This window comes from Thalassobacter sp. HA4-2, from assembly GCF_055693705.1.
The window spans coordinates 1,993,968-2,007,470 of the sequence record NZ_JBVFUK010000001.1 but is presented as its reverse complement, the minus strand read 5'-3'; the positions used below and the strand labels follow the sequence as shown (position 1 = coordinate 2,007,470).

Annotated in this window: 12 protein-coding genes and 1 pseudogene; 3 read left to right on the top strand and 10 right to left on the bottom strand. The window is 64.5% G+C overall.

Translation table 11 applies throughout. From position 1 onward, the window contains the following. The first annotated feature begins 159 nt into the window (after window positions 1-159). Window positions 160-966 carry an FAD binding domain-containing protein gene (locus ACZ1G0_RS10150; RefSeq protein ID WP_472736837.1) on the top strand — a complete coding sequence of 269 codons (807 nt, stop codon included), beginning with the start codon at window positions 160-162 and terminating at the stop codon, window positions 964-966. Window positions 967-1,008: 42 nt separating this feature from the next. On the opposite strand, the gene ACZ1G0_RS10145 is transcribed toward ACZ1G0_RS10150, so the two are convergent. The 10 genes and pseudogenes from ACZ1G0_RS10145 to ACZ1G0_RS10100 all read right to left on the bottom strand — a co-directional run bounded on the left by ACZ1G0_RS10145 (window position 1,009) and on the right by ACZ1G0_RS10100 (window position 11,784). After that, window positions 1,009-3,453: a GcvT family protein gene (locus tag ACZ1G0_RS10145; protein WP_472736836.1), complete on the bottom strand. Its 2,445-nt coding sequence runs from the start codon at window positions 3,451-3,453 to the stop codon at window positions 1,009-1,011. Window positions 3,454-3,509: 56 nt separating this feature from the next. Beyond that, a complete protein-coding gene (locus ACZ1G0_RS10140; protein ID WP_472736835.1) occupies window positions 3,510-4,400 on the bottom strand; it encodes a homocysteine S-methyltransferase family protein in 891 nt (296 codons plus the stop codon). After that, the gene (locus tag ACZ1G0_RS10135; protein WP_472736834.1) at window positions 4,397-4,813 is read right to left on the bottom strand and encodes a hypothetical protein; all 417 of its coding nucleotides are present in this window, start codon (window positions 4,811-4,813) and stop codon (window positions 4,397-4,399) included. Before ACZ1G0_RS10135 ends, ACZ1G0_RS10140 begins: the two co-directional genes overlap by 4 nt. 3 nt (window positions 4,814-4,816) lie before the next feature. After that, the gene (locus tag ACZ1G0_RS10130) at window positions 4,817-7,255 is read right to left on the bottom strand and encodes a GcvT family protein (protein WP_472736833.1); all 2,439 of its coding nucleotides are present in this window, start codon (window positions 7,253-7,255) and stop codon (window positions 4,817-4,819) included. An 11-nt stretch (window positions 7,256-7,266) separates the two neighbouring features. Beyond that, complete coding sequence (locus ACZ1G0_RS10125; RefSeq protein ID WP_472736832.1) at window positions 7,267-7,809, bottom strand: helix-turn-helix domain-containing protein; 543 nt, start codon at window positions 7,807-7,809, stop codon at window positions 7,267-7,269. A gap of 49 nt (window positions 7,810-7,858) precedes the next feature. Next, the gene (gene gluQRS, locus ACZ1G0_RS10120; RefSeq protein ID WP_472736831.1) at window positions 7,859-8,725 is read right to left on the bottom strand and encodes a tRNA glutamyl-Q(34) synthetase GluQRS; all 867 of its coding nucleotides are present in this window, start codon (window positions 8,723-8,725) and stop codon (window positions 7,859-7,861) included. Window positions 8,726-8,768: 43 nt separating this feature from the next. Next, window positions 8,769-10,124, bottom strand: a complete 1,356-nt coding sequence (trmFO, locus tag ACZ1G0_RS10115; RefSeq protein ID WP_472736830.1) for a methylenetetrahydrofolate--tRNA-(uracil(54)-C(5))-methyltransferase (FADH(2)-oxidizing) TrmFO — start codon at window positions 10,122-10,124, stop codon at window positions 8,769-8,771. Between the two features lie 173 nt (window positions 10,125-10,297). Further along, the gene (locus tag ACZ1G0_RS10110) at window positions 10,298-10,897 is read right to left on the bottom strand and encodes an HD domain-containing protein (RefSeq protein WP_472736829.1); all 600 of its coding nucleotides are present in this window, start codon (window positions 10,895-10,897) and stop codon (window positions 10,298-10,300) included. A 4-nt stretch (window positions 10,898-10,901) separates the two neighbouring features. Beyond that, window positions 10,902-11,135 carry a hypothetical protein gene (locus tag ACZ1G0_RS10105; RefSeq protein ID WP_472736828.1) on the bottom strand — a complete coding sequence of 78 codons (234 nt, stop codon included), beginning with the start codon at window positions 11,133-11,135 and terminating at the stop codon, window positions 10,902-10,904. Beyond that, window positions 11,132-11,784, bottom strand: a pseudogene (locus tag ACZ1G0_RS10100) (alpha/beta hydrolase). Before ACZ1G0_RS10100 ends, ACZ1G0_RS10105 begins: the two are co-directional and overlap by 4 nt. 144 nt (window positions 11,785-11,928) lie before the next feature. On the opposite strand from ACZ1G0_RS10100, the gene iscR reads away from it, so the two are divergent. Together iscR and ACZ1G0_RS10090 are read left to right on the top strand one after the other, a co-directional pair. Further along, a complete protein-coding gene (gene iscR / locus ACZ1G0_RS10095; protein ID WP_472736827.1) occupies window positions 11,929-12,387 on the top strand; it encodes a Fe-S cluster assembly transcriptional regulator IscR in 459 nt (152 codons plus the stop codon). A gap of 66 nt (window positions 12,388-12,453) precedes the next feature. Further along, window positions 12,454-13,497 (top strand): cysteine desulfurase family protein, encoded by a 1,044-nt coding sequence (locus tag ACZ1G0_RS10090; RefSeq protein WP_472736826.1) that lies wholly within the window; start codon window positions 12,454-12,456, stop codon window positions 13,495-13,497. The last annotated feature ends 6 nt before the right edge of the window (window positions 13,498-13,503 follow it).

Here is a 13,503-nt window from a genome sequence, read left to right as displayed (position 1 = left end):
GGGGTGGGTGCCGAGGTGCCCACATCCCCGGGGGTCGCGGAAGGGAGGAGCCGCACCCCCACCTTTTCCCGGTCCCGCGTCTTGGCCTGAGGTGCCGCGCATGGGCCGGCATTGGCAGGTGTTTTGGCCCAAGGAAGTTGGGTAAGCGGAGATGGGTGAATGTACGCATTTGATCTGGAACGACCGAAAACGATTGCCGAAGCGGCAAAGGCGCTGGCCAGTGACGAGGCCCAGGCCCTTGGGGGCGGTCAGACCCTGATCCCCACCATGAAGCAGCGTTTGGCACAGGCCGACGTGCTGGTGTCGCTGGCCGGCATCGCAGAGATGCAGGGCATGTGCACGGATGATGCGGGGCGCATTTGCATCGGTGGGGCGACGACCCATGCCACCGTCGCGCGCGAGGTCGCGGATCGGTTCCCCGGACTGGCCGGGTTGGCGGCGCATATCGGGGACCCGGCGGTCCGCAATCGGGGCACCATCGGTGGGTCGGTGGCGAACAACGATCCGTCGGCCTGCTATCCGGCGGCGGTGCTGGGGGCGGGGGCAACGGTGGTGACGCAATCGCGCGAGATCGCGGCGGATGATTTCTTTCAGGGCATGTTCACAACGGATCTGGAAGAGGGGGAGTTCATCACAGAGGTGAAGTTTCCCGTGCCAGAAGTGTCGAACTACCAAAAGTTCGTCCAGCCCGCATCGCGGTTTGCCCTGGTGGGCGTCTTCGTGGCCAAGTTCGTGGACGGGGTACGGGTCGCTGTAACCGGTGCGTCCAGCGATGGAGTGTTCCGCTGGGTCGAGGCGGAGGCGGCCTTGTCCGCGGACTTCAGCGCCGCAGCCATCGCTGGGTTGGCCGCGCCGGACGCTGATATGATCGCAGACATGCACGGGTCGGCGGCGTATCGTGCGCATTTGGTCACGGTTATGACCGCGCGCGCTGTCATGGCCTGCGGCGCGGGGCAGGCGGGATAAATCCCGCCCTACGGGTAGGGTGGGACTTGTCCCACCGCCTCGCTAGGCTTTCACTCGCTCGGACTTGGGGTCGTACATTGGTTTCAGGCTTGCCTCGGCCTTGACGCGGGTGCCCGCCACCTCGATCTCGTAGCTTGAGGCCAAGAGATCGGCAGCCGTCTCGCCGACGCAGGGCACATAGCCCAGCCCCATGGCTGCGCCCAAGTGGTGCCCGTAAGCGCCCGAAGACAGGTAGCCAACGACCTCTCCATCCCGCAGGATCGGTTCGGCGTGGTACAGCAGCGGCTCGGGATCGGTCAGGCGGAACTGCAAAAGGCGGTTTTGCAGCCCTTCATCCTGTTTGCGCCGCACGGCGTCGCGCCCGATATAGTCGGCTTTGTCCTTGGCCACGGCAAAGCCCAATCCCGCCTCCATCACGTGATCCTCGGCACTGATGTCATGGCCGAAGTGGCGAAAGCCCTTTTCTATCCGGCAGGTATCCATCATGTGCATGCCACACAATTTCAGATCCATTTCGGCCCCGGCCTCGGTCAGGGTTTCGAACACATGGGCGGCTTGGTCGGTGCTGACGTACACCTCCCAGCCCAGTTCGCCCACGTAGGTGACGCGGTGAACGCGGGCCAGCCCCATGCCGATCTCAATCTCTTGGGTGGTGCCGAAGGGGTTGGCTTCGTTGCTGAAATCGTTGGGTGAGACCCTTTGCAATAGCTCGCGCGACCGTGGCCCCATGACCGCCAGCACCCCTTCGCCCGCCGTGACATCCGTGACCACCACCCGCCGGTCGCCCACGTGGCGTTGCAGCCACGTCTGATCGGCCAGGCGCGTGGCGGCGGGGGTGACGACCATATAGGCGGTGTCCGACAGGCGCGTGATGGTCACATCCGCCTCGATCCCCGCACGGCTGTTGAGGAATTGGCTGTAGACGATCTTGCCCACGGGCACCGAATAGTTGCCCCCCGCGACGTAGTTCAGGAATTCCTCGGCATCCGGCCCCTCGACCCGGATTTTCCCGAAGGACGACATGTCATAAAGGCCCACGTTCGTCCGCACGGCGGCATGTTCGGCCGCCACGTTGTCAAAGAAGTTCTGCCGGGTCCAAGCGTATTCGTAGGCCGGTGTCTGGCCCGGATTGGCGAACCAATTCGCGCGCTCCCAGCCCGCAAGCTCACCCATCACGGCGCCCCGGTCCAGCAGGTGCTGGTGAAACGGCGTACGGCGCACGCCCCGTGCGGTGCGCTTTTGCAGGTAGGGGAAGTGGTCGGCGTAAAGCAGGCCCAGCGTTTCCTTGGAGCGTTCATAAAGGTAGGTCTTGTTGCCCTGAAAGGGCTGCATCCGGGCGATGTCCACATCCCCCAGATCAAAGGGTTTCTCGCCCGCATCCATCCATTGGGACAGGGCCATGCCCGCGCCCCCCGCCGACTGGATGCCAATGGAGTTGAAGCCGGCCGCCACCCAGGCATTGTCCATCTCGGGCGCTTGGCCCAGGTGGTAAGCGTCGTCGGGTGTGAAGGACTCTGGCCCGTTGAAGAAGGTGTGGATACCCGCCTCGGCCAGCAGGGGCATGCGGTTGCAGGCGGCCTCCAGGATCGGCTCGAAATGGTCGAAATCCTCGGGCAGTTGGTCGAACTCGAAGTCCTTGGGGATACCGTCCATGGCCCAGGGTTTGGCGTGGGGCTCGAACGCGCCGAGCAGGATTTTGCCTGCATCTTCCTTGTAATAGGCGCATTCGTCGGGGACCCGCAGAACGGGCAGTTGGGTCATGCCCTCGATCGCCTCGGTCACGATGTAGAAGTGTTCGCAGGCGTGCAGCGGCACGTTGGTGCCCAGCATCCGCCCCACCTGGTGCCCCCACATGCCACCACAGTTGACCACCGTGTCGCAAGTGATGTGGCCTGTCTCCGTTCCCTGTTGCCAATCCACGCCCGTGATGCGCCGCCCGTTGCGGGCCACGCCCGTCACAAGGGTCTGTTCGATGACCTGGGCCCCGTTCTGGCGCGCACCCTTGGCCAAGGCCAGTGCGATGTTGGCCGGGTCCCCCTGGCCGTCCTTGGGCAGGTAGACGCCTTGGGTCACATCGCCCACTTCCAGGTGCGGGTACATTGCCTTGACCTCATCGGGCGTGATCGCGTCCACGTCCACGCCGAAGGCCCGCGCCATGGAGGCTTGGCGCAGGATTTCCTCGCGCCGGGCCTCGGTCAGGGCCACGGTGATGGAGCCCACCCGCTTGAAGCCCGTGGCCACGCCGGTCTCAGCCTCCAGCCCGCCGTAGAGTTCTTGGGAGTACTTGGCCAGCCGTGTCATGTTCTGGGTGGCGCGCAGCTGGGCGATCAAGCCCGCGGCGTGCCATGTGGTGCCACTGGTCAGCTGTTTGCGTTCCAGCAGGACCACATCCGTCCAGCCCAGCTTGGCCAAGTGGTAGGCCACGGAACAGCCGATGACCCCACCACCGATGATAACGACGCGGGCGTGTTTGGGTGGTGTGGGCATGGCGGTGTCCTATGGTCTGGCGGCGTGGCCGGTTGCGGGGGCGGGTTGGGGTATTTTCAACCCAATGAAGAGGCGGGTTCGGTCGGGTGGAAGTGTTCGGCCAGGGTGCGGATGTGGTCTGGTCCCACCTCGCAGCAGCCGCCGATGATGGTCGCCCCGAGGTCCGCCCATTGGGTGGTGTAGGCCAGGTAGTCCAGGGGCCCCAGGTCTTGGCGCGCGGTCAGCGCATCAACGGTGGGGTTGTCGGTCTTGAACCCATCCGCGATGTGGGTGAACCCATTGGCGTAGCCGCCGATGGGCACGGGCGCCCACCGCAGGGCGCGCAGCCCGTCCGTCACGGCCTCGGGGCGGGAACAATTGATCAGCAGTGCGGCGTATCCTTCGAGTTTCAGGATGTCTTCGATCGGCTCACCGGAGCGCAGCTTGGTCCCGTCCTCGTCATCCACGGACACGGCCAGCCAAACGGGTTTGTCACTGGACTTGCATCCGGCCAACGCCCCTTGGGCGGCCGTTACGGACGATGCGGTTTCGATGATGTGCAGGTCCACGAACATGCCATGCAGGGCGGCGATTTCAGCGTAGAGTTCGGACGCCTCGGCCACGGGCAGTGTCAGGTCCGGGCGGTAAGAGGCGTAGAGCGGCCCCATGGACCCCGCCACCAACCCCGACCCATGGGCATCGCGCGCGGCCACGGCTATGGCGCAGGCGGTTTGATGCAGGATCGTGAATTGCTCGCTGGCTCCTGCATGGGCCAGCCGGTCGTGGTGGATGGCATAGGTGTTGGTGGTGGCGATCTGAGCGCCTGCCCCGAAATAGGCGTCGTGGACGTGGCGCACGTATTCGGGGTGATCCATCATCACCTGGGTGGACCACAGGGGGGTCGGGTCGTCGTCTGACATGCGGATCAGTTCTTGGCCCATGCCGCCGTCAAGAAGTTGGATTGTCATGGCTGTGTCCCCAATAGGTGTACCGTCAGGGCCGCTGCATAGGTGAAATCGATCAGGGCGCAACCGGATAGATACCAGCCAAAGAAAGGCACCCCGTGGCCGCGATGTTTGACACTATCCCAAAGGCCGTGGCCCGCGATGGCGGCGATCACGGCCCAAGGGGTCAGGATCAGCCCAAGGGTGGCAAGGACCAGTAGGGTTGCGGCCACGACCACCTCCGCCCTCAGACCCTGTCCCATGCGCCAAGCGGTAACAGGGTAGGGGATCAGCATCAGCGCCAGAAAGACCCAGGCAATGCCCCAGACCCAGCCGCGCGGCAGAAGCCCGTGGGACAGGGGGATTGCAAGGGTGTAGCCGATGGCCAGGGCCTTGAACCCCAGATAATCGACGGAAAACAAAGGCGCGTTTCGCATGGGTCAGGCGCGCAGGCGGTCGTTGGCGGGGTCCCACAGAGGGCCGTCGCCGTGCACGGTGGCGGCGTAGCGTTTGCCGTAGATTTCGACCTCGACCTCCGTGCCCGGGGCGGCGCAGTCCAGCCGCAGCATGCCAAGTGCGATGTTGGCCCCGACCCGGTGGCCCCAGGCGCCCGATGTCGTCTCGCCCACGATCTGGTCGTCTTTCCAGATGGGCGACATGTAGGGGGCGGCAAAATCCTCGCACTCCAGGGTCATCACGCTGAACCGTTTCGTGGCCGTTTCGGCTGTGAGGGCGGATTTGCCGGGGAAGTCTGCGGCCTTGTCCAGCCGCATGAAGCGTTCCAAGGCCCCCTCGCGCAGGGTGTAATCCGTGGACAAATCCCCCTTCCAGGCGCGGTAGGCCTTTTCGATGCGCATGCTGTCCAGCGCATACATCCCAAAGGGGATCGCGCCTGCACCCACCACGGCGTCCCAAAAATGAGGGGTGTCGTCGGTGGCGCAGTGGATCTCCCAACCCAATTCGCCCGCAAAGGATACCCGCGCCAGGCGGCAGGGCTTGCCTGCCAGTTCCACGTCCTGGAAGGTCAACCATCCCTTGGACAGGTCCGCATCTGTGCCCAGACCCGCAAACAAGTTGCGCGCCTTGGGGCCGGTGACGATCAGGGTGCTGGCCTGCCGGGTGATGTCGGTCAGGGTCAGGCCCTCGGGCAGGGTGCGCCACAGCAATTCGTAATCGTGCCACTGGGCCGCGGCGGCGGTGATCAGGGTGATCGCCTCGTCGCTGTCGGGCATCACGGACATCTCGGTCACGATGCGGCCCCGGTCGTCCGCGAAATAGGCCAGACCCACGCGGCCCGAAGAAGGCAAACGCGAGGCGGTGCGCGTGTCCAACCACGCCCGCGCGCCGGGACCTGTCAGCCGGAACCGAGAGAACCCGCACAGGTCCAGCACGCCCACACCGTCGCGCACGGCCAACACCTCCTCCCGCACGCGCGGGGTCCAGGGGCCGTTGCGGGACCATGTCTGGGTCGCTTCTTCGGAGGTGTCATCGCCGGGTTTGGCGTACCAATTGACCCGTTCCCAGCCGTTGTAGGCGCCCATCTGTCCGCCTGCAGCGAGGTGGCTGTCGTGGCAAGGTGACAGCTTTTTGTCGCGACCCGCGGGCCATTCATGCTGGGGGAAGTGCATGGCGTATTCGTGGCCATAGGTTTCCAACGCCTTGGCGTGGCAATAGTCGTGATCGGCATAATCGGTGTAGCGGCGCGGATCGACGGACCACATGTCCATCTCTGTCTCGCCGTGCATGATCCATTCCGACAGGACCTTTCCCGCGCCGCCGCCCTGGGCGATGCCAAAGGTAAAGCTGTGCCCCTCAAAGGCATTCTTGACGCCGGGCATAGGCCCGATCATGGGCAGGCCGTCGGGGGCGTAGGGAATGGGGCCGTTGATGTTGCGCTCAACGCCCCCTTCGCCCAGCAGGGGCACCCGGGCCATGGCGTCCTCGATGTAGAATTCCAACCGCTCCAGGTCGTCGGGGTAGAGTTGGAAGCTGAAATCTTCGGGCATGGGATCGTCTGGCGTGACCCAATGCGCCTTGCAGTTGCGCTCATAGGGGCCAAGGTTCAGCCCGTGTTTGTCCTGCCGCAGGTAGTAGCTGATGTCGGGGTCGCGCAGCAGGGGGACCTTGTGCCCGGTCTCGGCGGTATAGGCCTCCAGCTCGGGCAATTGGCCGGTCAGGAAATACTGGTGGCTCATCACAACCATGGGCACCGTGCGTCCGCCAAAGGGTTTGAACATCTCGCCCACACGCTGGGCGTAGTAGCCCGCGCAGTTGACGACGTACTCGCAGCGGATCTCGCCCTTGTCGGTCTTGACGATCCATTCATCCCCATCGCGGTCCAGCCCGATGATGGGGCAGAACCGTTCAATCCGAGCGCCTGCGTCCCGCGCGCCCTTGGCCAGGGCTTGGGTCAGCTGGGCGGGGTCGATGTCACCGTCCAGACTGTCCCACAGGCCGCCCTCGATATCATGAGTTTCCATGAAGGGATGGCGCGCCTTCAACTCGTCGGGGGTGCACACATCCATCTGCAGGCCCTGATAGCGGGCTTGCCCGGCGATCTTTTCAAACTCCTGCATCCGTTCACGGCTGTGGGCCAGGCGGATGGACCCGGTGACGTGGTAGTTCATGGGGTAGTCGACCGCGTCGGCCAGCCCCCGGTACAGCTCCAACCCAAAGCGCTGCATGTTCATCACCGCCCAGTTGGGCGCAAAGTTCGGGCAGTTCCCCGCCGCGTGCCATGTGGACCCGGCTGTCAGTTCGTTCTTTTCCAGCAGAACGCTGTCGGTCCAACCGGCGCGGGCCAGATGAAACAGGGTCGAAGTGCCGACGACACCGCCGCCAATGATGACCACACGGGCCGTGGTGGGAAAGTCGGACATGGTCGTCTCCTTCAATAAATCGGCGGCGAGATGACCCAGATGGCCACCGCGTCGTGTTGGTATGGGTTGGCCCAGCGGAACGGCTCGCCGCGCAGTCGGGCACTGTCGCCCGGGGTCAGGGTAAACGCATGATCGCCGATCCACAGGTCCAACTGGCCCGAGATCAGATAGGCCAGTTCCTGTGTCTCGCGCTGCACCGGGTCCGTGCGTGCGGTTCCGGGGGCAAAGACCGAATGCACCACTTCAAAATCGTCGGTCAGGTCAGGCGACAGGAGCGCCTCTGACAGACCGGGCACGCGGTCGGGCAGTGCGCGCCGGGCGTCTTTGCGCACGATATAGGTCGGTCCATTTGGCGCAAGAAGTTCAGGCGTTACATTAAGAGCGTTCGCCATCTGTTTGATATCATTGTCTTCTGGGGCGGAGAGGCCACGCTCCACCTGAGACAGCCATCCAACGGAACGCCCCACCGCATCCGCCAAGGCCTGCAGGGTCAAGCCGCGATGTTTGCGCAAGGTGCGCAGGTCTGTGCCTAGGTGTGCCACGGGACGACTCATTGGATCGTGAAAATATACCTCCATATTTCACAATCCAAAGCGTGAAAAATCAAGGTAAAATTTCATCAGGGCGGAGTGGGATTACAACATCCGGCTGCGCAAGCAGCCGTGCCGCCAGCGCCGGACCGTCCCACCCGGCATCACGATAGGCCGACAAGGCCCGGGCATCGTCACGCTTGGCCAGCCGCTTGCCGTTATCATCTCGGATCAGGGCATGGTGGTGATAGTCGGGCGTGGGCAGGTTCAGAAGGCGTTGCAGGATCACGTGGATCGGAGTCGCCTCGGCGAGGTCTAGGCCACGGGTCACTTCGGTAATCGCCTGAGCACCGTCGTCCACCACCACGGATAGATGGTAGGAAGTGCCAAAGTCCCGCCGGGCGAGGACAACGTCGCCGATTTTCGAAATCGCTTCGTCAGGGGGCAAGGTTACGTTTTCGCCCGTATCCCAATAGGTTAGGGCCCCCGTTTGTGCCACGGCCTGTGCCATGTCCAACCGTAAGACAGCACTTACCGGACGCGGGCCATCGCGTGGAGTGCGCCGACAGGTGCCGGGGTAGATCACGCCATCCGGCCCCAGCAGCGGCGCGCCCTCTTGCGGGGCGCTGGCGGCGGCCTGGATGTCGCGGCGGGTACAGGTGCAGCGGTACAGCAGGCCCGCAGACCAGAGCCGGTCCAACGCATCGTTGTAGGCGTCAAGGCGATCCGACTGCCGCATCGCGGGTGATGGGTAAGTCACCCCTAACCACTTCAGATCGGCGTATATCGCCGCTTCCCACTCCGGCCGCGCGCGGGTCTGGTCGATGTCCTCAATCCGCAGCAACATCTCGTCGCCTCGATCCTGGGCGATGAGGGCCGCATAGGCGTGGCCAAGGTGGAGTGGACCGGTGGGTGAAGGGGCGAAACGGGTACGGATCACATCAAGTTCATCCGGTAAGCCATTGATACAGCGTGCTTCGTCTCTATTCGGCTGCCATTGCTTGCGGGTCCAGCCAGCCTTGCCAATCCACCTTGGCGCGGTCCGTATAAAGCTTGTAGCGCTCCTTCCGGTTGCGCCGCCCGCCCTTGGCTTCGACCGGGGGGAAGAGGCCGAAGTTGACGTTCATGGGTTGGAACGTCTTGGCATCCGCGCCGCCGGTGATATGGGTGAGCAGGGCGCCCATGGCGGTGGTTTCTGGAACGGGATCAAGGGTTTGGCCCAAGATCTCGGCCGCCGCCATACGGCCCGCCACCAGCCCCATCGCGGCACTTTCGACGTAGCCCTCGACCCCGGTAATCTGACCCGCAAAGCGGATATGCGGCTTGGACCGCAGGCGCATCTGATCGTCCAGCAGCTTGGGTGAGTTGATGAACGTGTTGCGGTGGATGCCGCCAAGGCGGGCAAAACTGGCGTTGTGCAGACCGGGGATCATCTTGAAGACTTCGGTCTGCGCGCCGTATTTCATCTTGGTCTGAAAGCCTACGATATTGTAGAGCGTGCCCAGTTTGTTGTCCCGGCGCAACTGCACCACCGCATAGGGTTTTTCGTTTGGTTTGTGGGGGTTAGTCAGGCCAACAGGCTTCATCGGACCAAAGCGCAGGGTCTCGCGGCCGCGTTCGGCCATGACCTCGATGGGCAGGCATCCGTCGAAGTACCCGGCCGTCTCGCCCTCGTGGAATTCGGTCTTGTCGGCGGCCAGAAGGGCGTCGATGAAGGCCTCGTACTCGTCGCGCGTCATGGGGCAGTTGAGGTAGGCGGTCTGCTCCTCGACTGTTTCGCCCTTGTCGTAGCGGCTTTGCATCCAAGCCACGTCCATATCCACGCTGTCGTGGTAGACGATCGGCGCAATCGCGTCGAAAAACGCCAGCGCGTCCTGACCCGTCTCGGCGGCAATCGCGCCGCCCAACCCTTCGGAGGTCAGGGGCCCCGTGGCAATGATCGTGAGTTGATCCGCGTCCGGTAAGGCATTGATTTCGCCGTATTCCACGGTGATATTGGGGTGCGCCATGATCCGCGCAGTAACACTGGCGGCAAAGGGGTCACGGTCCACGGCCAGGGCCCCACCGGCGGGCAGGCGGTGCTTGCTGGCCTCTTCCATGATCAGCCCGCCCGCGGCGCGCATTTCCCAATGCAGCAGGCCCACGGCGTTCTGTTCATCGTCGTCAGAGCGGAAGGAATTGCTACACACCATCTCGGCCAGATTGCCGGTCCGATGGGCAAATGTGCCTACCTTTGGGCGCATCTCGTGGAGGACGACCTGCACGCCCATATTGGCCGCCTGCCATGCTGCTTCTGACCCGGCCATGCCGCCGCCGATGATGTGGAGTGTCTGTGTCATGCCCCGGGACATAGCGCCCCGAAAGGCGCTTGGGAAGGGGTCGCAAGACCGACCAAACCGGCCCCCCCGAAAAGCCCCCGAAACCCACCCCGAAAAGCCCCCCGAAACCGTGCGGGCGGGCGCGGGCGGGGCGCCAGACGAAAAATCGCGTGCGGCGCAGCCGCGCCTTTGGGTCAGACGTTGCCGCGCGCGAAGAAGGCGGCCACCTTTGGCGACAGCCAGCGCCACAGGGCCGGGGCGCCCGCCTCGATCCGGGTGCCCACCCGGGTGCGCACGGTATCCTCGGAGACGTTGTAGTCCGTCCACGACCCGCCGCCGTTGGCAAGGTTCAGGTTCGGCGGCTGGAACCGGTCCAGGGATTTGGCAAAGCGCGCGTCCGGGGTCTCGTTCGCCTCGAACTCGTCCCAAAGGGCGCGGAAGCTGGCGGCCTGGTCAGCGGGCAGCAGGCCGAACAGGCGGTCGGCGGCGGCCTGTTCCCGGGCCGCCAGCGCCTCGGCGTCGATATCGTCAAAGATCGGCGCATCTCCTGCGTCGATTTCCACAAGGTCGTGGATCAGCAGCATCTGGATCACGCGGAACCGGTCCACCTGTTCGGGCGCGTGTTCGCACAGGGTCATGGCGAACAGGGCAAGGTGCCACGAATGTTCGGCCGAATTTTCGAACCGAGTGCCGTCGACCACGTGGGTGGCGCGGGTGATGGCGGACAGTTTCCCCGCCTCGACCAGAAAGGCCATCTGTGCGTCCAGGCGCGCCGTCGCCGGATCAACCGCCATGCTGTCAGTCCCCGCCGGGCCGCTCTGCCATGCGCCGTTCCAGCAGGGTGCGCGCGCGGCGTTCGGCGCGGATCACGCGGACGGCGGTGATGAAGGCCTCTTGCAGGGTCTGGGACGTGTCGCCCATGGTCTTGGAGACGATGTTGATGAATTCTTCATCGCCAGAGGCATCGACGTAGTTCACCACGTCGATGGCCATCTGTTCGGCCAGTGTCTCTGCGAGGCCGCCGTTGCTCATCGTGTGTTTTCAGTCAGGCGGCGTTTGACGTAAGATTCGACGCTGCCGATCATGGTGTCCATGTGCGGCTCTTCGAAGAAGTGGCCCGCGCCCTCTACCTCTTGGTGGGTGATGGTGATGCCTTTCTGTTCGTGCAGTTTGTTCACCAGCCCGTGGGTGTCCACGGGGGGGCCACGCGGTCGGCGGTGCCGTTGATGATCAGGCCCGAGGACGGGCAGGGGGCGAGGAAGCTGAAGTCATAGCGGTCGGCGGGGGGCGAGACGGAGATGAAGCCCGTGATTTCGGGCCGCCGCATCAGCAGCTGCATCCCGATCCAGGCCCCAAAGCTGAAACCCGCGACCCAGCAGTGTTTGGCGTTGGGGTTCATGGATTGCAGGTAGTCGAGGGCGGAGGCGGCGTCCGACAGCTCCCCGATGCCTTGATCGTATTCGCCCTGGGACCGGCCCACGCCGCGGAAATTGAACCGCAGCACCGTAAAGCCCATGTTGTAGAAGGCGTAGTGCAGGTTGTAGACGACCTTGTTGTTCATGGTGCCGCCGAACTGCGGATGGGGGTGCAGGACGATGGCGATGGGGGCGTCCTTGGCCTTTTGCGGGTGGTAGCGGCCCTCTAGGCGACCCTCGGGTCCGGGGAAAATCACTTCGGGCATTATCTCACCTCTGATTGTGGGACCAAACTTGACGACTTTGGTCGGGCACTTTAGAACGTTTCTAAACAAGCGCCGGGGCGCGGTTCGGGTTGGGTGTGGATTAAGCAACTCGGGCGCTGGCGTCAATCGACAGAGGGTGTGTGCATGAAGCTGAGTACCAAGGGGCGTTACGCGATGGTGGCATTGGCCGATCTGGCGGGCCAGAGGGAGGGGACGTTGATTTCCCTGACCGAGCTGTCCAAGCGTCAGGACATCAGCCTGCCCTATCTGGAGCAATTGTTCGTCAAGCTGCGTCGGGCCGGGTTGGTCGTGTCTGTGCGGGGGCCGGGGGGCGGCTACAAGCTGGCCAAACCGCCGGCGGAGATCCGGGTGTCCGATATCCTGGAGGCCGTGGACGAGACCGTGAGCGCCATGCACACCGGGGCCGGGGCCAGTGGCGCCGTGTCGGGCAGCCGGGCCCAGTCGGTGACGAACCGGTTGTGGGAAAGCCTGTCGGCCCATGTCTATGTCTTTTTGCACCAGACGCGGTTGTCGGATGTGGTGAACAACGGGTTGGTGCCCTGTCCGGCGGTGCCCAACTTGTTCGAGGTCGTCGATGATTGAGCGGGCGGGAGCGAGGGGCCAGCCCCTCGCGCTCCCCGAGGGTATTTGGGGAACAATGAGGGTGTGATGAACCGGGTCTATCTGGATTACAACGCGACCACGCCTTTGCGAGCCGAGGCGCGCGCGGCCATGGTGGCGGCCATGGATCTGGTGGGCAACCCCAGTTCCGTGCACGCCGAGGGGCGCGCGGCCAAGGGATTGGTGGAGCGGGCGCGCGCACAGGTGGCGGCGGCCATGGGGGCCGTGGCCTCGGACGTGGTGTTCGTGTCGGGCGCCACCGAGGGTGCGGCGCTGGCCATGGCGGGGCGCGGTCTGGCAACGGCCATGGTCGAGCATGACGCCGTGGGCGCGTGGGGCGATGACACTCTGGCGGTGGACGGCGCGGGGGCTGTGGCGGTGGACGACCCGGCGGGGTCGGCGGTGCAGATGGCCAATTCCGAGACGGGCGTGATGCAGGACCTGCCCGCGGGTCTGGCCTTGTCGGATATGACCCAGGCCTTTGGCAAGGTGCCCCTGGCCTTTGACTGGTCGGGCGTCGACATGGCGCTGGTGTCGGCTCACAAGCTGGGCGGTCCCAAGGGGATCGGCGCGCTGGTGATCCGGCGCGGGCTGGATGTGGTGGCGCAGATCCGGGGCGGGGGTCAAGAGATGGGCCGCCGGTCGGGCACAGAGAACATCATCGGCATTGCCGGATTTGGGGCTGCCGCTGCGGCTGCGGCGCAAGATGTGGACGCGGGGGCGTGGACCCGGGTCGAGAAACTTAGAACTTTTCTAGAAACAGACCTTGAGGCCCGCGCCCCGGGGACTATTTTTGTCGGGAAAGGGTCGTCTCGCCTGCCCAACACCAGTTGCCTGATCACTCCCGGCTGGAAGGGGGAGACGCAGGTGATGCGTCTGGACCTTGCGGGGTTCGCAGTGTCGGCGGGGTCGGCCTGCAGTTCGGGCAAGGTGCGTGCCAGCCGCGTGCTGCGCGCCATGGGATACGACGAGGGGCAGGCTGCCAGCGCGATCCGCGTCAGCCTTGGCCCAGAGACAACAGAAACAGACGTGGCCCGGTTCGCCGACGCTTTCGTCACATTGCAATCAAAACACCGCGACCAGGCGGCGTGAAACGGG

What these genes read in the sequence shown, in the direction of transcription:
- ACZ1G0_RS10150 (WP_472736837.1), top strand. Translation starts at nt 160, where the DNA reads ATGTACGCATTTGATCTGGAACGACCGAAAACGATTGCCGAAGCGGCA.
- ACZ1G0_RS10145 (WP_472736836.1), bottom strand. Translation starts at nt 3,453, where the DNA reads ATGCCCACACCACCCAAACACGCCCGCGTCGTTATCATCGGTGGTGGG.
- ACZ1G0_RS10140 (WP_472736835.1), bottom strand. Translation starts at nt 4,400, where the DNA reads ATGACAATCCAACTTCTTGACGGCGGCATGGGCCAAGAACTGATCCGC.
- ACZ1G0_RS10135 (WP_472736834.1), bottom strand. Translation starts at nt 4,813, where the DNA reads ATGCGAAACGCGCCTTTGTTTTCCGTCGATTATCTGGGGTTCAAGGCC.
- ACZ1G0_RS10130 (WP_472736833.1), bottom strand. Translation starts at nt 7,255, where the DNA reads ATGTCCGACTTTCCCACCACGGCCCGTGTGGTCATCATTGGCGGCGGT.
- ACZ1G0_RS10125 (WP_472736832.1), bottom strand. Translation starts at nt 7,809, where the DNA reads ATGAGTCGTCCCGTGGCACACCTAGGCACAGACCTGCGCACCTTGCGC.
- trmFO (WP_472736830.1), bottom strand. Translation starts at nt 10,124, where the DNA reads ATGACACAGACACTCCACATCATCGGCGGCGGCATGGCCGGGTCAGAA.
- ACZ1G0_RS10110 (WP_472736829.1), bottom strand. Translation starts at nt 10,897, where the DNA reads ATGGCGGTTGATCCGGCGACGGCGCGCCTGGACGCACAGATGGCCTTT.
- ACZ1G0_RS10105 (WP_472736828.1), bottom strand. Translation starts at nt 11,135, where the DNA reads ATGAGCAACGGCGGCCTCGCAGAGACACTGGCCGAACAGATGGCCATC.
- iscR (WP_472736827.1), top strand. Translation starts at nt 11,929, where the DNA reads ATGAAGCTGAGTACCAAGGGGCGTTACGCGATGGTGGCATTGGCCGAT.
- ACZ1G0_RS10090 (WP_472736826.1), top strand. Translation starts at nt 12,454, where the DNA reads ATGAACCGGGTCTATCTGGATTACAACGCGACCACGCCTTTGCGAGCC.